This is a genomic window from Dehalococcoidales bacterium (genome assembly GCA_041656115.1).
GTDB lineage: Bacteria > Chloroflexota > Dehalococcoidia > Dehalococcoidales > UBA5627 > UBA5627.
Map to the genome: position 1 here is coordinate 27,004 of JBBAED010000008.1, position 24,685 is coordinate 51,688.

The 24,685-nt window shown below is 44.9% G+C and carries 20 protein-coding genes and 1 rRNA gene; 7 read left to right on the forward strand and 14 right to left on the reverse strand.

Annotated features, from left to right (window positions below; all coding sequences use genetic code 11):
• Position 1: 1 nt before the first annotated feature.
• Genes rpsD through rpsI form a run of 6 tightly spaced genes read left to right on the forward strand, consistent with a single transcriptional unit; the run spans position 2 to position 3,697 of the window.
• Positions 2-625, forward strand: coding sequence for a 30S ribosomal protein S4 (gene rpsD, locus WC958_05420; GenBank protein ID MFA5629669.1), 624 nt, complete (start codon positions 2-4; stop codon positions 623-625).
• Between the two features lie 23 nt (positions 626-648).
• Positions 649-1,614 carry a DNA-directed RNA polymerase subunit alpha gene (locus WC958_05425; protein MFA5629670.1) on the forward strand — a complete coding sequence of 322 codons (966 nt, stop codon included), beginning with the start codon at positions 649-651 and terminating at the stop codon, positions 1,612-1,614.
• 45 nt (positions 1,615-1,659) lie between these two features.
• On the forward strand, positions 1,660-2,022 hold the full coding sequence (gene rplQ, locus WC958_05430) for a 50S ribosomal protein L17 (protein ID MFA5629671.1): 363 nt from the start codon (positions 1,660-1,662) through the stop codon (positions 2,020-2,022).
• A 36-nt stretch (positions 2,023-2,058) separates the two neighbouring features.
• Positions 2,059-2,865 carry a tRNA pseudouridine(38-40) synthase TruA gene (gene truA, locus WC958_05435; GenBank protein MFA5629672.1) on the forward strand — a complete coding sequence of 269 codons (807 nt, stop codon included), beginning with the start codon at positions 2,059-2,061 and terminating at the stop codon, positions 2,863-2,865.
• The gene (gene rplM, locus WC958_05440) at positions 2,852-3,274 is read left to right on the forward strand and encodes a 50S ribosomal protein L13 (protein MFA5629673.1); all 423 of its coding nucleotides are present in this window, start codon (positions 2,852-2,854) and stop codon (positions 3,272-3,274) included. Before truA ends, rplM begins: the two co-directional genes overlap by 14 nt.
• Before the next feature lie 27 nt (positions 3,275-3,301).
• Entirely contained in the window at positions 3,302-3,697 is a 396-nt protein-coding gene (gene rpsI, locus WC958_05445) for a 30S ribosomal protein S9 (protein MFA5629674.1), read from the forward strand.
• Between the two features lie 673 nt (positions 3,698-4,370).
• Here the strand turns inward: rpsI and WC958_05450 are convergent.
• The 14 genes from WC958_05450 to WC958_05515 all read right to left on the reverse strand — a co-directional run bounded on the left by WC958_05450 (position 4,371) and on the right by WC958_05515 (position 23,698).
• On the reverse strand, positions 4,371-5,465 hold the full coding sequence (locus WC958_05450) for a bifunctional phosphoglucose/phosphomannose isomerase (GenBank protein ID MFA5629675.1): 1,095 nt from the start codon (positions 5,463-5,465) through the stop codon (positions 4,371-4,373).
• Positions 5,434-6,861 carry a phosphoglucomutase/phosphomannomutase family protein gene (locus tag WC958_05455; GenBank protein MFA5629676.1) on the reverse strand — a complete coding sequence of 476 codons (1,428 nt, stop codon included), beginning with the start codon at positions 6,859-6,861 and terminating at the stop codon, positions 5,434-5,436. Before WC958_05455 ends, WC958_05450 begins: the two co-directional genes overlap by 32 nt.
• A 76-nt stretch (positions 6,862-6,937) precedes the next feature.
• Complete coding sequence (gene metK, locus WC958_05460) at positions 6,938-8,146, reverse strand: methionine adenosyltransferase (protein ID MFA5629677.1); 1,209 nt, start codon at positions 8,144-8,146, stop codon at positions 6,938-6,940.
• Between the two features lie 13 nt (positions 8,147-8,159).
• Entirely contained in the window at positions 8,160-9,422 is a 1,263-nt protein-coding gene (gene ahcY / locus WC958_05465) for an adenosylhomocysteinase (GenBank protein MFA5629678.1), read from the reverse strand.
• 42 nt (positions 9,423-9,464) lie between these two features.
• The gene (locus WC958_05470) at positions 9,465-11,024 is read right to left on the reverse strand and encodes an AAA family ATPase (protein ID MFA5629679.1); all 1,560 of its coding nucleotides are present in this window, start codon (positions 11,022-11,024) and stop codon (positions 9,465-9,467) included.
• A 769-nt stretch (positions 11,025-11,793) separates the two neighbouring features.
• Positions 11,794-12,819, reverse strand: a complete 1,026-nt coding sequence (locus WC958_05475) for a methionine synthase (protein ID MFA5629680.1) — start codon at positions 12,817-12,819, stop codon at positions 11,794-11,796.
• 1,066 nt (positions 12,820-13,885) lie between these two features.
• A complete protein-coding gene (locus WC958_05480; GenBank protein MFA5629681.1) occupies positions 13,886-14,983 on the reverse strand; it encodes an ABC transporter permease in 1,098 nt (365 codons plus the stop codon).
• Positions 14,980-15,942, reverse strand: a complete 963-nt coding sequence (locus tag WC958_05485; protein MFA5629682.1) for an ABC transporter ATP-binding protein — start codon at positions 15,940-15,942, stop codon at positions 14,980-14,982. Before WC958_05485 ends, WC958_05480 begins: the two co-directional genes overlap by 4 nt.
• Before the next feature lie 172 nt (positions 15,943-16,114).
• Positions 16,115-18,481, reverse strand: a complete 2,367-nt coding sequence (locus WC958_05490) for a hypothetical protein (GenBank protein ID MFA5629683.1) — start codon at positions 18,479-18,481, stop codon at positions 16,115-16,117.
• A 171-nt stretch (positions 18,482-18,652) separates the two neighbouring features.
• Positions 18,653-19,204 carry a GNAT family N-acetyltransferase gene (locus WC958_05495; protein MFA5629684.1) on the reverse strand — a complete coding sequence of 184 codons (552 nt, stop codon included), beginning with the start codon at positions 19,202-19,204 and terminating at the stop codon, positions 18,653-18,655.
• Complete coding sequence (locus WC958_05500; protein ID MFA5629685.1) at positions 19,204-20,157, reverse strand: HEAT repeat domain-containing protein; 954 nt, start codon at positions 20,155-20,157, stop codon at positions 19,204-19,206. Before WC958_05500 ends, WC958_05495 begins: the two co-directional genes overlap by 1 nt.
• 1 nt (position 20,158) lies before the next feature.
• Positions 20,159-20,974, reverse strand: coding sequence for a PAC2 family protein (locus WC958_05505; protein MFA5629686.1), 816 nt, complete (start codon positions 20,972-20,974; stop codon positions 20,159-20,161).
• A gap of 43 nt (positions 20,975-21,017) precedes the next feature.
• Entirely contained in the window at positions 21,018-22,322 is a 1,305-nt protein-coding gene (locus tag WC958_05510; GenBank protein MFA5629687.1) for a TldD/PmbA family protein, read from the reverse strand.
• Entirely contained in the window at positions 22,322-23,698 is a 1,377-nt protein-coding gene (locus WC958_05515) for a TldD/PmbA family protein (GenBank protein ID MFA5629688.1), read from the reverse strand. Before WC958_05515 ends, WC958_05510 begins: the two co-directional genes overlap by 1 nt.
• A 623-nt stretch (positions 23,699-24,321) precedes the next feature.
• Here WC958_05515 and WC958_05520 point away from each other — a divergent pair.
• Positions 24,322-24,685: ribosomal RNA gene (locus WC958_05520) — 16S ribosomal RNA — on the forward strand; the annotation flags it as partial.

The window sequence follows — 24,685 nt, forward strand, 5'->3', positions numbered from 1 at the left end:
AATGGCTAGATATACAGAAGCAGTTTGCCGTCTGTGCAGGCGCAGCGGTGAAAAATTAATGCTCAAGGGTAACAAGTGCATTACCAAATGTACATTTGATAAGCGTCCCAAGCCTCCGGGACCTCAAATCGGTCGCCGTCGTCGTTTATCCGACCGCGGTGAGCAGTTACGTGAAAAACAAAAGGTACGTTACAGCTACGGTGTCATGGAAAGACAGTTCAAACGTATCTTTAGCGAAGCGGAAAGAAAAACCGGTATTACCGGTGAGAATTTGCTGGTGCTTCTTGAGAGGCGTCTTGATAACGTAGTTTATCGTCTTGGATTTGCCGATTCAAGGGCGCAGGCTCGTCAATTGGTACAGCACGGGCACTTTGATTTGAACGGCAAGAAAACCGATATTCCTTCTTGTTTTGTTAAAGAAGGCGATGTTATCAGTTGGCGAGCCAGAAGTGTTAAAACCGAATATTTTAAGATGGTGTCAATCTCTCTTGCCTCCAAAGTTGTTCCCGGATGGTTAAATTTAGATAAAGAAAAAGTTGTTGGTAAGGTATTATCTTTGCCGACGCCCGACGATATAGAGGCGAAATATAACATAGCGTCTGTAGTTGAGTATTACTCAAGATAGATGGGCTGGCAAGGAGGTAGAGTTTGTTTGGTTTAACTGTATCTGATATAAATTGTGTCGAAGGTAACGACAATTACGGAAAGTTTGAAATCGAACCCTTAGAGAAGGGGTTCGGTACCACTATCGGGAACGCTTTGCGTCGTGTGTTATTGGGTTTTCTGCCCGGAGCGGCCGTTACCAAGATAAAAATAGAAGGCATTCAGCATGAGTTTGCGCCGATTCCTTACGTTAAAGAGGACGTGCTTGAATTCATATTGAATGTTAAGGCTTTGCGTTTAAAAGCGCTTTCGGGAAGCCCTGCCAAATTGTCATTGGAAAAGCAGAAGGACGGGCCGATTTACGCCAGGGATATTCGTCCCTCCAACGACTTTGAAATTGTGAACCCGGATTTATACCTGGCGACCATTGATTCACCCGAAGCTCGATTCTATGTAGATTTTGATGTAGAAATAGGGATGGGTTTTAAGGCCGCCGATTCGACGGATAATTTGTCCGTGGGTACAATTCCGATTGATGCGATTTTTTCGCCGGTACGCAAGGTGAATTATAATACCGAACCGATTCATGTCGGGGAGACTTCCAGCAGGGAGCGCTTAATCCTCGAAATTTGGACCGACGGTACAATTGCTCCGGGCGATGCCATGAGCAAAGCCGCTTCGGTTTTGGTTGAACAATTCGGGCCGTTTGTCGAGTACAGCAAGGCTTCAATTATTGCGGAAGAGAAAAAGGCGCTCAAAGCCTCAATCCCGCAGGAATTGTATGATATGCCGGTTGAACAGCTCGATCTTTCCGTTCGGGCAATGAATTGTTTACGCCGCAGTGGTATTACCACGGTAGGCGAATTGGTCAGCACCGACGAAGAAGAGCTTTTGGGAATTCGCAATTTCGGTCAGAAATCGCGACAGGAAGTTCAGGATCGTATTCGCGCGCTCGGGATTGATTTCTCCATTGGCGGTGGCGAAGACGATGACAGCGTTGAAAAAGAATAAAAAGAAAGAGTCTGCCGAATAGGTAACATTTAGGAAGAGGCAAAAATGAGGCATAAAGTATCTGGAAGAAGATTAGGTAGAGATTCAGCACACAGGAAGGCTTTATTTCGCAACCTGGTGACTGATTTAATGGATTACGAAAAAATTGTAACCACTGAATCCAAGGCTAAAGAGGTTCAAGGGCTGGCCGAGAAAACCATTACGCTGGGAAAGCGTAACGATTTGGCGTCCAGACGAAGAATGTTAGCTTATCTCTACGACGGTAAAGTTGTAGATAAGGTGTTTTCCGACATCGCGCCGAGATTTGCGGAGCGACAGGGCGGCTACACTCGAATTACTAAACTAGGGCCGAGGCTCGGTGACGGTGCGGTAATGGTTCAGTTGGAATTGGTTGAAAAATCCAAGTAGTCTGCTCTTTTTAAATTTGAATAAGGGTTATTGATGATGGGGGAGAATATCTCTCCGGAAGATATAAGAACTAAAAAATTGGTTCTGATTATTGAATATAAGGGAAGCAATTATTTTGGGTTTCAGTTACAAGAAGAGCTTCCGACGGTGCAGGGTGCACTTGAACAGGCATTGTATCGCTTAACAGGTGAAAAAATAAGAGTGGGCTCGGCCAGTAGGACCGATACAGGGGTACATGCCTTAGAGCAGATAGTTAGCTTTAAAACCAAATCGGACATAGTTCCGGATAAGATTATAACCGGCTTAAACCACTATCTGCCAAAAGACATTGCGGTTAAAGCGGCGTACAGGGTTGAAGATTCTTTCAACATTAGAAAAAGAGCTGTAAGCCGAGAGTATAAGTATTACATTTTAAATACTCGGGTTAGATCTCCGCTTTGGGATGATTACTCCTTTAGGGTTAGCGGGGAATTGGATATTGAAGCAATGAATCGGGTTGCCGAACAGCTTATCGGCGAGCATGATTTTGCTTCGTTTGCCACTAACTTAAAAATAGAATTAAAAAGTACCGTTCGACGTATTTACAAGGCCCGTTTCGACAGAGAAGGCAATTTGGTGGTTTTTAATATTATCGCCAACGCGTTTCTGCCGCATCAGGTGCGTAATACGGTTGGAGCTCTTATCAGGGTAGGCCAAGGCAAGGTGACTGATAAAGAGTTTCATAGTATAATGTTAGCGGAAAAACTTGGTTTGGCCGGTCCCGCGGCACCCGCTAAGGGTCTGTGCCTGATTAAAGTTAATTATAATAAATCCTTAGGGGAAGAGAATAGTGAAAACATATAGTGCAAAGGCTGCGGATATTAAGAGAGAATGGCATGTTATCGATGCTACCGACCAGGTGTTAGGTCATCTGGCTACCGATATTGCTCGTTTACTTATGGGGAAGAATAAACCGATATTTACCCGTAATGTAGATACCGGTGATTATGTTGTAGTTATAAATGCCGACAAAATTCGTGTTACCAGCAATAAGGGGACATCCAAACTTTATTATCGACATTCCGGATATCCCGGCGGTTTAAAGGTTGTTAATCTTGAAAAGATGATGAAAACCAAACCGGAGTTCGTGATTGAACATGCGGTTAAGGGGATGTTACCTCATAATCGTCTCGGTAACAGTATGATAAAGAAATTAAGAGTATACACCGGGGATACCCATCCCCATGCGGCACAGGTGGCTGCAAAAGAATAAATCAGTTAAAAGTGTGTGAGGGAAGCTTTGAAAAAATTAACTTATACGAATGGAACAGGCAGACGTAAAACAGCTGTTGCTCAGGTAAGAATAATGCCCGGCAGCGGTGAGATAATAATAAACGGAATGCCGTACGAACAAAGATTTGTGAGTGTCGAGCACCGTCAGTTTATTTTGAAACCCTTTATGGCGACCGAAACAATGGGCAAATTTGATGTTTCGGTTATCGTCAGAGGCGGCGGTGTTTCCGGGCAGGCGGGTGCCGTATCGCACGGTATTGCTCGCGCTTTGTTAAAGGAAGACGAAAAATTCAAGGCCGCATTAAGAGGCGACGGTCTTTTGACTCGTGACCCGCGTGCCAAAGAAAGAAAGAAACCCGGTCTCAAACGTGCTCGTAAGGCACCTCAGTACACCAAGCGTTAGTTTTCTGCGGTTTTATTAGAAAAGAGAAGGCTGCAAAGTTTTGGCTTTGCGGCCTTTTTGTTGTTAAGAGGCTTCTGCTTTCCAATCCTCAGAAAGATGTCCTTGCGAGAAGCGAGTTGTTAGACGAGCGACGTGGCAATCTCGCTTTTGTCATCCTGAACGGAGTGAAGGATCTAAGAGGATTGAAATGCAGGCTATGAGGTTACCTCAGAGTTAAAAAAGGAGCATCGCTCTACTCTAAAACCTGTTACCGAACGCTACACTATTCGCCAACTCCCAGATTCTTCGGCAGGCTCAGAATGACATTACTCTTGTCATCCTGAACGAAGTGAAGGATCTAAGAGGACGGGAAATACAGGCTATTAGGAATCCTCAGCAATAAATAAAAGGCATCGTCCCACTGTAAAATCAGTATTCGAACGCTACACTATTCGCCAACCCCTAGATTCTTCGCTATGCTCAGAATGACAAATTATAAACGCCTTTGCGAGGAGTGAGCCGTTAGGCGAACGACGTGGCAATCCCATACAGATTTATTAGAGATTGCTTCGCCTTCCCTTCGGGAATGGTCTCGCAAAGACAAAGAGGACTGCTTCGCCTTTCCTTACGAGAATGGTCTCACAAAGATAAAAGAAATGCCCTTGTGAGGAGTGACTCTTTAACAAATCAGGTTTTACCCTCTGAGTTCTTGTTTTAACTTCTCAATCGTTTCAATCGGGGTCGGGTCAACCTTATTTAAAATCGCCAGATAGTAACTGATATAGTCGCCGAGGAGTACTAGGCTTAACATTTGCGCCAGCGCATTTTCTCCGCCGATATCAATAACGCTGTATTTGATTTTGTAGCGCTCAAAGACACGACAGGTAGCATTGTAACGCGCCAGAATCGGCTTTGATATCAGTCCTGAGCGCAAGATGATGACAACGGCATCTTCGATAAAACCGGGCGGGAATTCGTATCCTGCAATCGTGTTGTGATTTAATTCCGAGAACGATTCATTGGCTGCCCAGTTTTTACTGTTTTCGTTAAATTGCGTTTTCCAACGGTAACAGATTTCGGAAGTAATTTCCGCTCCGTAGATAAATATAAACTTTCCGTATAGCTTATGTGCTATTTGCTTGGCCTGATTTTTCTCCAGCGGAACCTCAATATCCATTTGTTCGGTAAGCTGTTCGAGTATCCGTATCGTCTCGGCAATATCGGCCGATTTATCCCCGATAATTCCCAGCCTTTGCAGTGTGCAAAGTATTGCCATAAAACTAAATGGCAAAGTGGCGCGAGGTTGGGCTTTGTAATCAAAAATAAACAGGGGGAGGTTTTTTTCTTCGGCAATTTCTTTGAGCTTGCCGCCGGTGGAAACAACCATGCATTTTGCGCCTATCGCAAGCGCTTGGCTAAGTGCGGAAAGCGTTTCCTCGGTATATCCTGAATAACTGCAGGCGATTATCAGCGTATTATTATCAGCAAATGCAGGCAGATTATAACTGCGGTTGACGGTTATCGGGAGTTTGGATTCATTTAAGGTTAATCTTGCAATCAGGTCGCCGCTAATGGCCGAACCACCCATTCCGAGAATCATAACACGGTTAACATCGGCATAATCGCCGGGGAGTTCAATAAGCATTGCCTTGCGCCATGCCTGCCGGCAAAGCTCGGCAAACCCGTTGAGATGGTTTATCATTTTCTCGGTATCGTATTCGGTGTAAATATCCAAATTATCCAAATCAATCATAGGGCTATACTCCGGCAAGTTTTTTCCCGAATTCAATTAGTTTCTCCACTGTTTGTTTGCTGTTACTTTCGGCATAAATCCGCAGTAAAGGCTCCGTTCCCGAAAAGCGAATCAGGAGCCATCCGCCGTCTGCTAAAGTATATCTAAATCCGTCAAAAGAGTCTTCTTTGACCACTTCCGTATTATTTATGGTTTTAGGGTGGCTGTTTCTTACGCGGTCGGTAATCAAATTTCGTTCTTCGGTAAATTCAACATCCAACCGATCGTAGTAATGCTCGCCGACCTTATTATATAAATCTTTAAGCAATTGGGAAGGTTTTTTATCGGTTTTAACCATCAAGTCCAGGAAGCACAAGCCTGCCAGTAGGGCGTCACGTTCGGGAACATGTCCTTTAAAACCGTATCCCCCGCTTTCTTCTCCGCCGATTATCGCATTATGTTCAATCATAAGTGGGGCCACGTATTTAAAACCAACCTTAGTTTCATAAATCGGAACATCATAGAGTTCGGCGAGTTTATCAAGCATGGCGGTGGCGGTAATTGTTTTTATAATTGCCCCGCGTTCTTTCTTAACCTCCAGCAGGTATAGTGCCAAGAGGGCGTAAACCTGGAGCTGGGTCAAGAAATTGCCGTTTTCATCCATAATACCGATGCGGTCGGCATCGCCGTCCGTTGCCAGTCCTATGTCGGCGCGGTCGGTTTTGATAAGCTCCGCCAGGTTTGTAAGGTTACTTGCAATCGGCTCGGGTTGTTTTATTCCGGGGAAGGCCGGGTTGGGGGCGCCGTTAATTTCGGTAATTTGGGCCTTGCCTCCAGCCAGCAGTGATTTAAAATACCCGCCGCCCGAACCGAACATTGAATCAACCGCTATGGAGAGGTTCTTGTTTTTTATGCCGTTAATATCAACTAATTTGGCAATTTGTGCCGCATAAATATCGTAAAGGTTAACGTATTCCACCAAGCCCTTTTGTATTCCCTCGTCCAGCGCAAGCCGATTAATTTTTTCGGATTCCGATACAATTGCGAGGTTCTTTTCAATTTTAGAAATAACTTCCGTTGGGGCGCTGGCTCCGTCTTGTGATTTTATTTTAAAGCCGTTCCAATTACCGGGATTATGGCTGGCGGTAATAACAATCGCGCCGCCGGCTTGTTTTGCAACCGTTCCGTAACTTACAACGGGGGTCGGCTCGGGCTTTTGGCAGAGATATACCTTGATTCCGTTGGCGGCAATTACCTCAGCGGCAACATGCGCAAAATCCTTGGAAGCAAAGCGTGTATCGTAACCGATAACTAATCCGAGTTTGGCAAGATCTGATTTTTGTAAATATAGGGCTACGGCTTGCGAGCAGATACGGACATTATCAAACGTAAAATCATCGGCGATAATTCCTCGCCAGCCGTCGGTTCCAAATTTAATGGGACTATTCTTCAATCACACCTCACAACTACCCGCGACAGGGGAGCAATTCTAGACTATGTAAGCCTATTATATCAAATCCCTTACTAATTTACTCCCCGAATGCTTCTTTTCTGATAATTGCAGCCTTATCCGTTTGTTCCCAAGTAAGGTCAAGATCGGTGCGTCCGAAATGTCCGTACGCTGCCACCTGACGATAAACCGGGCGCCGTAAATCCAAATGTTTAATAATTGCTGCTGGCCTTAAATCAAAGTGCCTGCTAATCAGTTCTTCAATTTTTTGATGGCTGACTTTTTCGGTTCCGTATGTTTCTACACAAACGGAGAGCGGCTTAGCGTTGCCGATAACATACGACACTTGAATTTCAATCCTGTCGGCAATTCCGGCAGCCACCAGGTTTTTGGCAATATAGCGCGCCATGTAACTTGCCGAACGGTCGACTTTGGTCGGGTCTTTACCGGAGAAAGCGCCACCCCCGTGGCGGGCAAATCCCCCGTAGGTATCGACAATAATCTTACGGCCCGTAAAACCGGTATCCGATACCGGTCCGCCGATAACAAAACGGCCGGTGCCGTTTACATAATATTTAGTGTTGGCATCAATTAATTCGGGCGGAACAACTTCGTTGATTACATACTTAATAATATCTTTTTCGATTTGTTCATGGATTACATCGTCATCGTGCTGGGCGCCGATTACAATACTATCGATTCTCTTAACTTTGCCGTTAGCATACTCAGCGGTAACCTGAGATTTTCCGTCCGGACGCAAGTAGGGGATAATGCCTTCTTTGCGGGTTTTGGCAAGCCTGCGGCAGAGATTATGCGCCAGTAAAATCGGGAGCGGCATTAGTTCTGGGGTTTCGTTACAGGCGTAGCCCACCATCATCCCTTGGTCGCCGGCGCCGGTTTCATCAAAATCATCGGTAGAAAGATTTTTTACTTCCGCCGATTTGGAGACGCCCATATCAATATCCGTCGATTGTTCTTTAACGGAAACAATAACACCGATTGAATTGCTGTCAAAACCGTATTCGGGTTTGGTATAACCGATATCCTTAACAACGCTTCTTACAATTGAGGGTATATCCACGTAACATTTTGTGGTTATTTCCCCAAGAACCACAACCAACCCGGTAGTGGTCGCAACCTCACAAGCGACTCTGCCTTCGGGGTCCTCAAGCATTATCGCATCAAGGATGGCGTCCGATATCTGGTCACACATTTTATCAGGATGCCCCTCGGTTACCGATTCGGATGTAAACATAAACTTAGGTAAACTTTCGAAACAGTTACTCATAAAATTCTCCTCTTTAAGTCCCCTCTTCCCAGCTGTTTAAATATCTTTCTTGTTCTGCGGTTAGTTTATCGATTTTAATTCCCATTGATTCAAGTTTTAATCTGGCAACCTCTAAATCGATATCCTCCGGTACAACATAAACTTGCGGTTGTAATTTCGTGCTATGTTTAACCATATATTCAAGGCAAAGTGCTTGATTGGCAAAGCTCATATCCATAACACTTGAGGGGTGTCCCTCGGCTGCGGCCAAGTTAATCAGCCTTCCTTCACCCAAAAGAAATATCTGCCGTCCGTCGCTTAGGGTATATTCATCAACAAAAGTTCTGATTTGTCTCTTTTTGACCGACATCTCCTCCAGGCCCGGGATATCAATTTCAATATTGAAATGTCCGCTGTTGCAGACTATCGCCCCGCTTTTCATTACCTCAAAGTGTTTTTTGGCGATAACGTGTTTATTACCGGTAACGGTAATAAAAATATCACCGATTTTGGCTGCTTCTTCCATCGGCATTACCTTAAAGCCGTCCATTACCGCTTCCAGGGCGCGTAAGGGTTTGACCTCGGTAACAATCACTTGAGCACCCAGCCCCTTAGCCCTCATTGCCGCCCCGTGGCCGCACCACCCGTAACCGACAATCACAACATTCTTGCCGGCAAAAAGGACATTGGTGGCACGTATAATTCCGTCAATAGTGCTTTGCCCTGTCCCGTAACGATTATCAAAAAGGTATTTCGTCTGCGCATCGTTAACGGCGATTATCGGGTATTTAAGTTTACCGTCCCTTTCCATACTGCGCAGCCTGATAACACCGGTGGTGGTTTCTTCCGTACCACCGATAATATCCTCCAGTAATTCGTTTCTTTCTTTATGAAGGATACTGACAAGGTCGGCCCCGTCATCGACGGTTAGGTGCGGCTTATGGTCAAGCGCGGTTTTAATATGCTTGTAGTAAGTGGCATCATCTTCGCCTTTGATGGCGTTGGTGGGAATACCGTATTCCACCAGCGCTGCCGCGGTACTGTCCTGGGTGCTAAGCGGGTTTGAAGCGCACATTACCAAATCGGCGCCCCCCGCTTGTAATGCCAGGGCCAAATTTGCGGTTTCGGTTGTAATATGCAGGCAGGCCGAAATACGCACACCCGTAAAGGGCTTTTCTTTTTCAAACCTGTGTTTAATAAGCCCCAGAACCGGCATTTCGCGTGCCGCCCATTCAATCCTTTCTCGCCCGTCTTGAGCAAGCGAAAGGTCTTTTACATCGTATTTGTTCTCATCCATTTTAAATCCGTCCTTTGTTTCCGTACAAACCAATATATTATATTAGATATACCCGATTCTGTCTATTATGCAGCTTATGTTTTCCGTATTCGGTGCGGCATTGTTAATTTTAATATGAGAAGCGGCTGGAATTTCCTGAACCGGCTCCATAAATTTTTTCTGCTCCAGATAGATTTCCCAGCGTCCGTCGGATACGGATTCTTCGGTAAGCCGCCGATCCAATCTTTTACGGGCTGTTTCGTCATCTATGTTACATTCGATTAAAAAGAACCTTGCCCCGTATTTCTCCGCCAGTTTTTGAGCGGTTTTTCTGTCGGCAGCTCTTACAAATGTGGCATCTATAATCACTGAGCCCCCGTCTTTTAGTATTTCTTCGGTTTCTTTAAAGAGTTGGGAATAGGTCTTTTGGGTAAACTCCGGAGAATAAATCCCGCCGGTAAAACTATCAAATCGGTGTTCCTTTGCGTCAATGTTTGCCAGTTTTTTACGCGTAATATCGGATGAAAGATACGCCAGCCCCAGCTTTTTGGCCAGCCCGCTTGCAATGGTCGATTTCCCGCAGCCCGTAAGCCCAACGGTTATCAACAGGGTTGGCACGGTGTTTGCATAAGAACAGGCCAAATCAAAATAGGCTTCGGCTTCATCTTTTGCTTCTTTTTTATGTTCTGCGGATACACATGGGTCATCCAATTTAAAACAGGCAACCTTGCCTCGGACGCAAGCACGATAACACTTGTAAAATTTCAGCAGTTTATTGATATCATCGTCACCGCTGTATTCGATATAGCTTTTAATAAAACTTTGCGCCAAATCCGCTCTGCCGTTGTGGTCCAAATCCATTGCTAAAAACGCCACTTCGGCGGCAACGTCACAATACCTAAAGCGGTCGTTAAACTCAATGCAATCATAAATAATTAACCCGTTTTCAAAACAGATATGGGCGGCATGCAAATCACCGTGGCAGTCTTTTATTTTGTTTGAGGCTACTCTTTCTTCAAACAGGGCTGCATTTTCTTGGATAAAATTATAAACAAAATCGGCAATTTTTTGATACTTTTGTTCGGTTAACGTTTGGCCGATATAGGGCTTCATTTGGTTTAAATTCTCTTCGTTATTGTCTCTGACCGCTTCAATTTCTCCGAATTTGCTTATGGTTTGATTGGTAGCGGCAACGCTGTGAAACTCCGCCATTTTGCGAGCGACCCTGGACATCATATCATCGGTAACGTTATCTTCTTTTAAAAGATTATCCAACATGCGGTCGTAGGGGAGGATTTTCATTTTGACAACGTACTCCATCACTTCTCCGCTGCCGCCGAAAGAATAATTTTGGTCTTTTTTGGTAATCGGGAAGACCCCGATATAGGTATCAGGCGAAAGCCGCCTGTTCAGTTCCACTTCTTTGTCACAAAAGTATTTTCTTTGCGCCAGCGTTGTGTAATCGACATACCCCAGGTTAACCGCTTTCTTCATTTTGTAAACGAAGCGGTCGGTTATAAAAACAAACGACATTTGGGTTTGCACTAATCGTACCGTTTTTGTTTCTTCGGGGTATGTCTCGGGGTTAAGAAGAGCCCGGACTACTTCGGGAAGGTTATCCATATTTATATTATCCTTTTAGTTTGGGAATAATTCGAAGACGCCTTGCAATATTGTATCACTTATTCCGTTTCATGAATAATCGGATTTTTCTTTTTTGGCTGTTTGAGAAGAATGCTCAGAATTATTCTACCGTCTTTGCGAGGAGCGAGCCTTGTGCGAGTGACGTGGCAATCCCATACAGATTTATTAGAGATTGCTTCGCCTTCCCTACAGGAATGGTCTCGCAAAGACAAGGTAGTTATCCCAGCCGTTCGTGGTGAGCTTGTCGAACCATAACGGCGGACGAATGTTAGTCCTTGGTCTCTCGTTCGTTTGACCCTTCGACAGGCTCAGGGCGAACGAGTCTTTTTTGTCATCTTGTCCCCTCATTTTGTCATCCTGAATGAAATGAAGGATCTAAGAGGATAGGAAGCATAGGCTATGAGGCACCCTCAGCAATAAAAAAGAGGCGTCGTCTAGGTGTGATTTGCTAATCGAACGGTACACTATTCGCTAACTCCTAGATTCTTCGATAAGCTCAGAATGACAAAAAGGGAGGAATTGAATGATACAAAAAGGGCGCTTAGAATTACCCCACTGTCTTTGCGAGGAATGAGTCTTTGGCGAGTGACGTGGCAATCTCCAAAGAATTTATTAGAGATTGCTTCGCCTTCCCTACAGGAATAGTCTCGCAAAGACAAGGGAGAATTGCTTCGCTGCGCTCGCAAAGACATGGAAAGTGTCCAGAATGACAATGGGGTCACCCCGTTCTTAATCCCTCTGATAAACCCTATCCGTAAACCCTTCTCATCTCCGCAGACAATCCCGCCAGCAGTTCCAGTGCCAACTCCGCCACCTCTTCCTTTAATATTGCCAATCCGCAACTGGGGGTAAGCAAACTATGCTCCGCTAACTGCTTAAAGGCGATACCTTTACGAGTAAAAGGAGCCATTGCCTCTTCCAAACGGTCCTTTAGGCTGGCAATCGTTTCCTTTTGAATACTTTCTTCATCGGTGGGGATTATGCCCCAAGCAATAGCGCCGTTTCGTTCCAAAAATGCCTTAACATCTTCGGGGTACAATGTTAAGCTTTCGGCGAAGTTGTATGTATCAAAATTAAGAATATCAATCCCCGTACTTAGCACCAGCGACCAATCGGTGTTTCCGCAGCAATGAATCCCTTTTAGCCCGCTGATTCCGTCCATAACTTCCTGCAAAAGGGCTATTATTCTTTCTTTGGGGAGTGAAAAGAAAGCCGAACCGTACGAAGTCATTGCCGGTTCATCTATAAAAATAATTGTGTTTTTGGAAATTTGCGACAGGCGTTTTTCCTGCCAGCTCGCTTTAAACCTTAATAATTTGGCAACTGCATCGGACAATATCTCGTCGTAAAGGATTGCTTTTCCGTTGCTGCCCTTGACACTTAATCCCCAGCTTAGAGGGCCGGTTACCTGCCCCTTAACGGCAAGCGGCGATAAACCGGGTTGATTTAAAAATTCATAAAATCCGGCGGCATATTCCTCTGTAATCGGAAATTTGTCGGTATCGTTTTCAATATAAGCCATATAAAGCTGTTCCAGTTCGCCGCTGTGGTCTTCCTTTTCATCCAATAGCAGGTCGCTGCCCAGTTCAATAATTCCCGGAAAACCGGCGCTAAATTGCACTGCCATTCCTTCTTTGGGCGAGCGGTTGGGTAATTGCGGCCAACAGGGTATATCTTTTAAAAAGCGCGCCACCAGAGAGCAGGCCTCTTTGGCATCTTTATGCGGCATGCTTCCAATCATAGTCGGTAAAAAGTTAAAGCCGGTATCTTTCATTTTGAACACTTTTCCTTGTAATTAATTCGTTTTATTGTACCATAAAGCGCTTCTTTGGCGTTTTGTGCTTACACCCGTTTTTGACTTGATTTATTAGGGATTGCTTCGCTGCGCTCGCAAAGACAAAGTAGTTATTCCAGCCGTTCATGGTGAGCCTGTCGAACCATAACGGCGGACGGTAATCTTTGGTTTCCCATTCGTTTGACCCTTCGACAGGCTCAGGGCGAACGGGTCTTTTTTGTCATCTTATCCCCTCATTTTGTCATCCTGAATGTAATGAAGGATCTAAGAGGATGAGAAATGTAGACTATGAGGCTGCCTCAGCAATTAAAGAAGAGGCATCGTCCTACTCTAAAATCCGCTATCGAACGGTGCACTATCCGTTAACCCCTAGATTCTTCGGCAAGCTCAGAATGACAAGTTATAAATGTCTTTGCAAGGAGCGAGCCCTTGGCGAGTGACGTGGCAATCTCCTGCGGATTTATCTATATGAGATTGCTTCGTCTTCCCTACGGGAATGGTCTCGCAAAGACAGGGAAGAATTGCTTCGCTGCGGTCGCAAAGGCAGTGTGTTTCTCAGCCGTTCGTGGTGAGCTTGTCGAACCATAACGGCGGACGGTTGGTAGTCTTTGGTTTCTCGTTCGTGGGACCCTTCGACAGGCTCAGGGCGAACGAGCCTTTTTTGTCATCTTGTCCCCTCATTTTGTCATCCTGAACGCAGTGAAGGATCTAAGAGGATGGGAAATGTAGGCTATTAGGCATCCTCGGCGACAGATAAGAGGCATCGTCCCACTCTAAAATCCGTTACCGAACGGTGCGCTATCCGCTAACCCTTAGATTCTTCGGCAAGCTCAGAATGACAAGTTATAAATGTCTTTGCGAGGAGCGAGCCCTTGGCGAGTGACGTGGCAATCCCCAAGGAATTTTATTTATATGAGATTGCTTCGCCTTCCCTACGGGAATGGTCTCGCAAAGACAAGGGAGAATTGCCTCGCTTTCTCTTATGGGAATGGGCTCAGGATGACAAAAAGGGGTAACGGAATGACACCGTTATTATTACCCTCTTTTAACTGCGCATGTTGCGTCGGAAAAAGAAGGTTCCGACAACAAAAACAGCAATTGTCCAGATAACCAAAAACAACAAGTCGCTGCCGATGGCCTCAATTCCGGCACCTCTGGTAATAATAGCGCGCGCGGCGCTGACGGCGTGCGAATAGGGGAACGAATCGGCGAAAATGCGAACGTATGAGGGTAAAAATTCAATCGAAAACCAAACCCCTGATATGATTGCCAGCGGCATCGAGAATAACCAACTTAACGCTTCACCCTGATTTTCCGATTTGGCAAGCGAGGCAATTACCATCCCGATACCGATACTGCATAAAGAAGTCAGCACAAAAATAACCAGTGCCAGCCAAATATTACCGATAATATCCATCCCGAATAACCACCCGAGAAGGATAAATACAAAAACCTGTATAATGGCGATAATTACCATACTTAGCGAGTAACCAACAATAAACTCCCACGGGCGGGTAGGGGTAGTCATCATTCTCTGTAAAAACCTTGTTCCCTTATCGCGAAGCATTATGCGCCCGGCGGTCGGAATCATTATCAGCAAACCGAAGACAATAATTCCCGGGGCGATAAAATCCATCTGTGTTATTTTGGATTCAATATTAATCGGGTTTGTTTTTACGGTAATCGGTATTTCTATGTTAGCATAAGAGCGCGCTACCGAGTTTATAATTGAAATTATATTTGATGCCGTCGATAAATCACTTTCATCGTAAATTAAATCGAGCTTTATTTCACCCGGTAGTTTTTGCCATATCAGCATCACTTCTTCGCCGAATCCTTCCGGAATAACAATATAGGACGAAATATTGCCGAGTTTTATGTTTGCCAATGCGTCGTCAGCGGATGCGTAGTTTTTTACGGTAAGCATATCTGCCGATTGTAGGGCATTATCGGTAAATCCTTTTGAGATTTCGCTTTGATCGTTATCGACAATGCCCACTCCGTAATTTACAGATATCTCACCCCCGAAAGCGAACCCGAAGAGGAGCATAAAAACCAACGGGAAGGCCAGTAAAAACAGAAGCGCCAGTGCATCGCGATAGGTTTCTTTAAGCGTTCTTTTAAAAATGGATAAAAAGCTCACTCCCTTAACTCCTTTCCGGTAATGTTAATAAAGACGTCGTCAAGGGTCGGTTCTTTAATATGTGCCGAGCGAATAATTGCCCCCGAATTGTGCAGGTAATCCACTATTTCTTTAAAATCGACTTGTTTATCGGTAATTGTCATTGTTCCGTTTGAGACCTGAACATCTTCGTATTTTTCTTGCAGTTGTGCAATTGTTTTTTGTGCCAAGTTCCAAGCTTTAACAACTATTGTGCGCGTGTCAATCATATCGGTTTTTAAATCAAGCGCGGTGCCGAGGGCAACAATTTTACCGCCGTCGATAATGCCGATGCGGTCGGCTAAGAAATCGGCCTCCTCAAGATAGTGGGTTGTAAGCAGAACAGTTTTCTCTTTTTTGAGACGGGCGATGTATTTCCAAACGACACGCCTGGATTGTGGGTCCAACCCGAGTGTCGGTTCATCCAGTATAATCAGCGGTGGGTCGTTAATCAGCGCCATAGCGATATTTAAACGGCGCTTCATCCCGCCGGAAAACCTTCTTACCTGATCATTAGCTCTGTCCTCAAGCCCCATTGTTTCAACCAGTTCGCGGGCCCTCTCTTTGACTTGTTTAGGAGGCAATCTGTGTAGGTTCCCGAACAGTTCCAGGTTTTCAATCGGGGTTAAGAAATCGGAAAGAGTGGTATCTTGAGGCGAGACACCGATAACGGATTTAACCTGGTAGGGGGATTTGTTAATATCATGTCCCATTACCAGCGCCGTCCCGCTTGAGGGCTTAAGCAGGCAACAGAGCATACTGATGGATGTGGTTTTGCCTGCCCCGTTGGGACCCAGAAAAGCGAACAACTCGCCTTTTTTAACATTAAGGTTAATATTATCAACCGCCACGACTTTCCCGAATATACGTGTTAGGTTGAAGGTTTGAATGGCAAAGGAATCATCCGGTTTTGCTTCGAATAAAGGAGTTTCCGTTATCATCTGTTTCCCTCTCGCAAATTACCGTTAGAATTATAGCATAACGGTATCGGCTTTTGGATATATTTTGAGGGATTTATTGCCAAGAAAGGAAAATTTAACCGGTTGTCTTTAGTTAAAATAAAACGGAGGGATAAATAACTCATTTATCCCTCCGTCGGTCGTTACGGAAAGCTTAGTTCAAAATATCAAAACGGATTGTCCAAGTTTTAGTTCCGGAATAGCGATTTTTCAAAACGTCCGGATAACCTGCAATCGGGTTATCTCCGGCATGCCATTCATCGTCTTGGAAATAATAATACGTTAAGAGTGAACTGACATCGGGGGAGAAAGTTGATTTAACTTTAATAATAAACTGGTCACCTTCCCTTGTAAAGGAAACCGTTCCTTCCAAATCCAGGTAATAATGCATCACAGTTTTAGCGTATTTTTTTTGCATTCCCGGGTCATCCGGATAAGCATCTTTGGCTATACCGTCAGCAACAATAGTGCAGCTGACGTTTGCCGTTCCTTTTTCGTTAATATTGCTCCATGTTCCTTCCATAACAAAATTGGTAACTTGAATTGTCCAGTTCATGCCTCCACTCTCTTTGTAAGTAGCGGATACGTAAGGAACATCAATATATATTTTCCCGCTTGAAGGGATTTTGATTGGACTGGCGGCTTTAAGCGCTTCGCGGACGCTGTTACCGGGGATTGAGTTGGTGTCGGAACTGGCGTAAGCGATTGTGTTAATGACCAAGGTGTCCGCCGTATCGATTTGATATACCGGAGGGGTGACTTTAAAAGTATATTCCCTGATTATCGTATCGGGGTCATCCTCATCAAATATTAGTACTTTATTGGGAGAGCCGGCCATAATGTGCCCTAATATCCTAAAGGGTAGGGATGCCCTTCCGTCATCATCGATTACCTGCTGCCATTTTTCTTTGTCAAGAACCTCATCGGCCAATGGCGCAATACGGGCGATAAGTCCTGCGAATTTGGCTTCGGAAAGCTTGGGCGTCGCCGTTTCGTATTCACTGTCAATTAATTGAACGGTTACAATTTTGTTCAGCTCTTTGGCTATTTTATTCAGCTCAACACCTATTTGTGCTTGATGTTCTGAAGCTAATTTGCGCCCAATCTGAATAAATACCGGATAGAGATATTCGTTTAATAATTCATTTTTCTGGCGTCCGGATATTTTATTTTTCATGTCCTCGTTTAAGCCGCCCCCGCCGGTAAAACCGTTATTTTGGGCTTCGCTTTGGTAAAGAGCGACGGTCGTTTCATTTTCCCAGAATTTCCGACAATAACTGTCAACTTCTTCCATAATTTTTTGTTCTAATTCTTCGGGGGTTTGAGCCTGCCTGGTGATTTTTAACAATCGCTCGTACCAATCTTTGGCGCTGCGTTTCATGCCCGGTTCACGAAGGTAGTAAAGCCGATAAGCCTCGGTGTAAATATCTTCTCGCCCGCTCCATGCTTCGGTTGCAAATTTGTTTAATGCATAGTCGATGCAAAAAACACCGACTGATCCCAATTGTAGGAATGCCGAGCCGAATTTGGAAACACCGAAGTATGAAAGGTTTTTAATAAGGTTGGTATGGAGTGCAACGCTGTCGCCTTTTTGGTAATCAACGGCAGCCTGCGCGATTGCCGCTAAAAGCCCGATATTGGTTACCGCATTGCTTAAGCCGTTAATTAATTCGGTTGTGTAAATAGCTGTGTTGAGTGTGGTAAGCCCCGCCCCCGAAATACTGAGCCAATCCCCGACAACGCTGCTCCCCAGTTCAAGGGCAGATGGGCCGGGAGACATGCCGTTACTAACAGCTTCATCAATTACTCTTTGGATATCAGCAAGGCTGTGGACTCCAATGACAGCAAGTGAGGGGATTGTAAAATCAACATAGGCCGCTCGGGTATATTCTTTTTTGATTTCAAAACAGCCATAGAGTGAAAGATGGTCGGTTGTAATAATAACGGTTCCCGCTTGCGCGTCAACTTCAAAAGAAACCGGTTCCCACTCACCGGTAGCTTCATTAAAGTAGCAGGCTCCGATATCTTTTGTGGGGTCGGTTTCGGGGTCCAGCTGTGATTTATCAAAAGGAATAACAACCGTCATTACCCCGGATAATTTTTCGGTGGTATCGATTTTAAAATCAAAGGCCGTAACCGGCGCTTCGTCGTTTATAAACAAGTTTTCAACCGGGGTGATAATTACGTCGGCTTTACTATCCAAACATATCGGTGATATTTCAAGCGAAGCCCCTTCGTAGTCAACTTTAAGATTTTCACCGGTAAACGTTCCGGCAATTTCGCCGTTCGGTTTGACAGGAGATTGCGTTGTTGTCGATTTTGTAGAGGTTGCCGTGGTTTTAGACGATGTAGTGGCTGTAGAGGATGTCGTGGCAGTTGTTGTTTTGGATGTTGTCGTTTTTGTACCGGAAGAAATCAAGAAATCATCTTTACAAGCAGGCAGCATCGTCGCCACAAAAACAATTAAAATAAGGAAAGAAATGAATCGTAAGGCGTCGTTCTTAAAGGGTTGTTTACTCATGGCGGCGGTACCTCCTTTAACTATCACGCTTATTGCAAAGTGTGCGAGTAAAAACAGGTGCCGATGTTCCGGGTAATCCTCAAGCACCGTTTAATCTATTATTCGCTTGAGCCCAGTATAATCTATCTTTTGGCCGAATGTCAATACTTTACGAGCATTATAAAGCTTGGATTAGCTCGATTTTGAATGAATAAAAGAAAGGTTTGTTTTGGCGGTTTCCCATTCTGTGCCGGGCAGCTCCATTAAGATAAAGGTGTGTTCTGCCGTCTTTTTCTTGCCGCAGTGGTTAAAACCGCACTTCAAAAAGCAGTTTTGTGCCCGAATATTCCATTCGAGTGTTTTTAAGTGGACCCTTTTGAGGTTATATTTACCGAAAGTATAGTCTATCAACAAAACCAGGGCTTCTTTTCCGTAGCCCTTATCCCAGTAATCGCGGTTACCGATTAGGATGCCGATTTCGGCTTCGCGTCTGAACCGATTAACATTATAATATGCGCAGTTTCCGATGTGCTCCCCGTTATGTGTTTCAATAGAAAACTCGTGCTTTACAAGCGGGGATAATTGCAACTCGCTGACATATAAAAATACGTATTCGTTAAAGGGCATTGTAAGCGGCTGGCAGGCGTCCAGTTTTGCCAGTTCCGGATCCGTTTTCCATTTGTAATCGTTAATGGCGTCGTCCGGTTTTTTCTCGCGCAGTATAACACGCATATTACGAAACATTATTCCTCCAAATCCGTCCAACGGAAAGAGCCGGGGTGAGTCACGATATCAATATCATCAAGCGCATGCTGAGCTGCCTCTCTAACGGTTTCGCCTTCGTCTTCCAAACAGGCTTTAAGGTATTCTTGAGCTTCTTCTCCGCCGATTTTTCCCAATGCGATAATAGCCGCTAACCGAACATTGATATCATTATCTTCTGCGGCTTCAATCAGATAGGGGACAGCCGTGTCTTCTGCAAGTTCTCCGCAAGCACCGGCCGCTTCGTATCTTAATTCGGCAATCGGGGCGGAAAGCTCTCTGATTAAATCGTTAATCCAATCAATTTTACAATTTCTGCCCATGGCATAGAGTGCGCTGGCTTTTAGTTTGATATCGTCACTGTTATAGGCTTCGGTAATTGCCTGTTCGACACGCGGCAAGCTTAAGGGGGCAACCGCTTCTAAGGCACGCCTTTTTAATTCCATGTCGTTATTTTCAGCATACGTTTCCAATAAAGTTTTACATAATATCGGCATGTAATCAGGAGCCAGCTTTTTGTTTTCCGCCAGCATAGCAAATTTACCGAGCGCCATCGTAGAAGCGCGCCTTACTTCCAATGAAGGGTCGGTTTGCATCAATTTAATAAAGGGCTTAATAAGCGATGAATCTTCGCTTTCCCAGAGGCCTTCAATTGCTTTAGTACGAATTTCGGGTTCCGGGTCATATAAGCGGTGTCTGAAAATTGCATCGAAGTTAACTTCCGTTAAGTCCTCTGCCATTTCCGTAAGGCGATTTATTATTTGCAGTTTTCTTTCCGGGTTAAGCGTTTGCCATACCTGGTCGAAAAAAACGAGGTCGCTTGCTTTAATATCGGTTAATTCAACCAATTGTTTATTTATCGGCGGCTTTTCTTCATCCGCCAAATCATTTATTATTTGCCGAATATCATCCGAAGGCATATCTTTGGGATCCATGCTAATCTATATCCTCAATATCTTCTTCATCTTCATCATCGTCTTCACCGCTTTCCCAAATCGGTTCGGTAAAGTAGTCAATATATTCTTCCATTGCCTCTGCGGCCACCTGCTTCATCTGTTGGCGGGTCTCATGGGCAAAACGTGACAGTTCGTCTGTATTGATGTCGATTCCCAGTAATTCCTTGAGTACGTTAATGATTGCCAAGGCTGCCATTGGATTTTGCAGTTTGGAAGCATAAGACGGGACTTCGCCTAACAGGCAAACCCCATCCATAGCCCTTTCTTTGGCTACCCCCAAAAGCAGCCCGTTAAGGCCGGATATTTGTAAATTGCCGCCTTTTAATAAATTGCGAGCCGCCAATTCCTGGGCAAGATTTTCGTTGGTTCCAACCCCCCAAACGCGCGGTTGTTCGGTATGGTGTATCTGGGTCAGTGCCGCAGCGCAGGTATAAATCCTTTGTGCTTTGAATCTGGCTGCTACATCCAGCACACAATGGGCAAGTTCATAGCTTTTGGCTGCCGGTTGAGCATCCCCGATAAAAAGGATTAAATCGCTGCCCCCGTTTTTGTTTTTCCAGTAATAAAATCGGCTTTGGGGGAATTGAGGGTCTTCAATTAAATTATTGCGCACCAACACCCCAATCGGGTCAAAGAAATTGGCCGGCCTAACCTCCGCAAGGTCCTTTAAATCCAACTTGCGCGCAAAGTAGGTTGCCACAATCATTGCAACATTGCTGATTCCGGGCCACGCCGCCAGCACATTTGGGGCGTTTAATTTGGGGCGGGCAATTATTTTTACTAAGCCTGTTACCATTTAGTATACCTCCGCATTTAATAATGCCGGGTTGTATTTCTTGTTATTTTTTAGAAGATATCGATAAGCTTGGAATGTAAAGCGAAGGCGTACTAAGCGAGCCTCCGATCCATTTTGAGTCGTTACCGATGGCGGCAATATCTTTTAATACTTGGTAAATATTACCGGATACCATCGTATTTTTAACCCTTCCCGCTATTTTACCATTTTCTATTTTATATCCCAAAAGCACATTGCCGGCAAAATCGCCGCCCAAAACGTTGCCTTGTTCCGCTCCCATAACATAGTCGATAACAAGCCCTTCCTTAATATCCGCAAGCATTTCTTCAAAAGCGACATTTCCGGGCCGGATAACAAACACCGAGGCCGCGGCGGATGGTAATCTGCTTCCGCTGCGCTCGCCGTTTCCGGTGCTGTGCGTGTTGGCCAAAGCTGCCGTTTGTAGGTCGTAATAGAAAGCGACAGGCACCCCGTTTTCCGCCAGTGTAGTGCATTTAGTGGCAACCCCTTCATCATCAAAGGGGCGGCTGCCCGGGCAAAACGGGATTGTAGCGTTATCAAGAAGACATAGCTTACTGTCGAAAACGGCTTTCCCCAATTTATCGCTTATCGGGGAAGCGCCTTCGTATACATTTTTGCCGTTAAACGCCGAAATTAATGGTGAAACCAGTGCGCTGGCAACCCCGCTTGGGGTAAATATAACCGGCAGCGCCTTATCAGGGGCTTTGCCTTGTTCTTTTGCCCATTCCAATTGTCTGATAACAGCCGATGTAACCGGTTCGATATCGGTTAGAGGATGGCAGGAACTCTCGTCTTCACCGACAAACAGCATATCCGTATCGCGTATGACAGTTCCCTCAAGCCCCATCCCGAAAATACTTTTACGATATTCGCCTCCGCCTCCGGAGGTATTCATTATTTTAACGGTGGTTATACTTTTGGTAACACCCCCCTCACAAGTAACATCGGGGAAGTCTTTCCTTACCGTTTCAATCATTCCTTCACCGAGCTTAATCATATCCTCGGCCGAAACGGATTCAATCTGCGGATCGTATATTTCTACTTGCGGGTAGCTTGCGGCAGGGGGAAACTCGAACTTGGCGGTTGTGCCGAATTCGGCGGTTGCCAAGGCTGAGCTGACAAGCATCTCAATATCGTTAACATCGCTTGTTACACTGTAACCGACTTTGCCGTTTTTGATGAGCCTTAAGGCTATCGTTTGGCTTTGTTTGCTTGAAATGGATTTAAGGCGATTATTTTCAAATTTAATCGGCGTTTGTTCGGCGGAAACCATAAAAACTTCAGCCGCTTCGGCAACCTTTTTTGCTTCTTCCAGAATTCTTTCCATTAGGCGCCTCCTATCAGGCAATGTTGTAATCGAATATGCGGGCTGCCGTTAGAAACCGGCAGGGGGGATTGTCCGCCCTTGCCGCAGCCTCCGCCTTCATTCATATCCAAATCGTTGCCGATGGCATCAATATTTTTGAGTGTTTCAAAAACGTTGCCGGTAAGCATTACCGGACGGATTAATTCTTCAATCTTCCCGTTCCTTATCATATAAGCCTCACCGGCGGAAAAAGTAAACATTTCCATACTTGTAGTTCCGCCGTACCAGTTTTTGGCATAAATCCCTTCTTTAACATCGGCAATCATTTCCTCAAAGGTAGTATCTCTTGGCTCTATGTAAGTGTTGGTCATACGGACAATCGGTGCAAACCGATAACTGACCGAGCGTGCGTTTCCGGTTGCTTGCTCTCCCATTTTAGCCGCGGTTTCGCGGGAATGGAGCCTGCCGGATAACTTGCCTTCCCTGATAAGATAGGTTTTGGTGGTTGGGGTGCCTTCATCATCGTATTTGAAACTGCCGCGTAACCCCTCTATGCTTGCGCTGTCAACAATATTTAACTCTTTTGATCCGAATTCTTTCCCTAAGGTCATTAATTGGCGCAGGTTTTCGTTCTCGTAAACAAAATCGGCTTCGGAAAGATGCCCAAAAGCCTCGTGGACAAAGACCCCTGCCAGTACCGGATCAAGCACTACTGTGTATTCCCCACCTTTTGCCTGCGGAGCCCTCAGAAGCGCCACCGATTTATCGGCCATTGCTTTAACCTCGGAGTGCAGGGATTTGATACGAGTAAAATCTCCGCGGCTGCCTAAACTGAGGCTCGATTGCTGAACTTCATTACCGTTTGAAGCGACCGCCAAAAGGTAGATTGTGATATCGGATCTTTCTTGGGTAATGAAACTGCCGTCGGAATTAATAAAAACAGATTTTTTAATACTGTCTCCGTAGCTAACAACCGATGTTTGCAGCCCCGGTGTTTGCCAGATGATATTATTGTATTCATTGGCAAGCTCTTCTTTCTCGGCAAGTGATATTTTGAGCGGATTCCTGTCTTTTTCCAATAATATTTTATCCATGATAGGTTCGGATTCCGGCAATTTGATATCGGAGTGCGGTACCAGCTTTGCCTGGCTGATAGCCTGCTCTATCCTTTCTGACAAGTTATCAAGATTATTGAAGCTGGAAAACCCCCATCCCCCTTTAACATTGGCGCGGATACTGCCGCCGATACTGCGGCCGGAATTGATGGAATCCAGTTTTTTACCGCGGTAGGAAAGATTATTGGAGGTCGATTCTTCAAAACGTGCTTCAATGTAGTCTGCGTTGTATTTTTTAATGATTTCGGATGCCTCTGCGGCAATGTTTTCGATTTGTGACACAATTGTTCTCCCTTGGGGGGTATTTTGCGGGTAAATTGTAATAATATGTATGTATTCAGTTTAAATGAAATGTAATATACAGTCAATCGATATGGATAGCAGGGCGGATGTCGGGGCCCCGCGTGTGCAACAAATAACAATAATGATATTTGAAAAAGATTGCCGAGCCGTCCTTTCATAATTTATATTGGATTCTTTGCTACTCTCAATACGGTATGCAAATAAAAGGTCCGCAAATTTTGGCATGATTTGATGGGCACAGTTCATTGGATCATAAGGGTGCGGTATAAGACCGTAGATTAATATATGAGCGGTTGGAGAAATACATTTTCCGCCTTGTTTTTTAAGAGCACAACTCCTTTTATTAAAAGAATAAAAAAATTATTTGGTAAAATTATCAAAAAGCTTTTTACAAAAACTCTTTTTGTGATATAATAGGTAAGTAATGAGGGTATGGTTCTCGTGATTTATACCTAAAAACCATGCTTTATAATCTTGTGCAAGTAGCTCAAAAAGCAAATTGACAAGGCCTTTTGAGTATGGTATTATAATCCCTGTTACAAAGTACCTTAACAATTGGATAGCGAGAGGAAGGTTCAATTAAATTCTAAAAATTAAGTTAATTTTTGGAGAGTTTGATCCTGGCTCAGGATAAACGCTGGCGGCGTGCGTTATGCATGCAAGTCGAACGGTCTTGATTTATCAAGATAGTGGCAAACGGGTGAGTAACACGTAAGTGACCTGCCCTAAAGTGGGGAACAACTTCGGGAAACTGGAGCTAATACCGCATGTGGTGACAGAGGTAAAGTTCTGTCATTAAAGCCTTCGGGCGCTTTTGGATGGGCTTGCGTTCGATTAGCTAGTTGGTGGGGTAACGGCCTACCAAGGCGACGATCGATAGCTGGTCTGAGAGGATGATCAGCCACACTGGGACTGAGACACGGCCCAGACTCCTACGGGAGGCAGCAGCAAGGAATTTTGTGCAAT

Bases quoted from the DNA above. Each gene is read 5' to 3' on its own strand.
- rpsD (MFA5629669.1), top strand. From the start codon at position 2: ATGGCTAGATATACAGAAGCAGTTTGCCGTCTGTGCAGGCGCAGCGGT.
- rplQ (MFA5629671.1), top strand. From the start codon at position 1,660: ATGAGGCATAAAGTATCTGGAAGAAGATTAGGTAGAGATTCAGCACAC.
- truA (MFA5629672.1), top strand. From the start codon at position 2,059: ATGGGGGAGAATATCTCTCCGGAAGATATAAGAACTAAAAAATTGGTT.
- metK (MFA5629677.1), bottom strand. From the start codon at position 8,146: ATGAGTAACTGTTTCGAAAGTTTACCTAAGTTTATGTTTACATCCGAA.
- ahcY (MFA5629678.1), bottom strand. From the start codon at position 9,422: ATGGATGAGAACAAATACGATGTAAAAGACCTTTCGCTTGCTCAAGAC.
- WC958_05470 (MFA5629679.1), bottom strand. From the start codon at position 11,024: ATGGATAACCTTCCCGAAGTAGTCCGGGCTCTTCTTAACCCCGAGACA.
- WC958_05475 (MFA5629680.1), bottom strand. From the start codon at position 12,819: ATGAAAGATACCGGCTTTAACTTTTTACCGACTATGATTGGAAGCATG.
- WC958_05485 (MFA5629682.1), bottom strand. From the start codon at position 15,942: ATGATAACGGAAACTCCTTTATTCGAAGCAAAACCGGATGATTCCTTT.
- WC958_05490 (MFA5629683.1), bottom strand. From the start codon at position 18,481: ATGAGTAAACAACCCTTTAAGAACGACGCCTTACGATTCATTTCTTTC.
- WC958_05495 (MFA5629684.1), bottom strand. From the start codon at position 19,204: ATGTTTCGTAATATGCGTGTTATACTGCGCGAGAAAAAACCGGACGAC.
- WC958_05500 (MFA5629685.1), bottom strand. From the start codon at position 20,157: ATGGATCCCAAAGATATGCCTTCGGATGATATTCGGCAAATAATAAAT.
- WC958_05505 (MFA5629686.1), bottom strand. From the start codon at position 20,974: ATGGTAACAGGCTTAGTAAAAATAATTGCCCGCCCCAAATTAAACGCC.
- WC958_05510 (MFA5629687.1), bottom strand. From the start codon at position 22,322: ATGGAAAGAATTCTGGAAGAAGCAAAAAAGGTTGCCGAAGCGGCTGAA.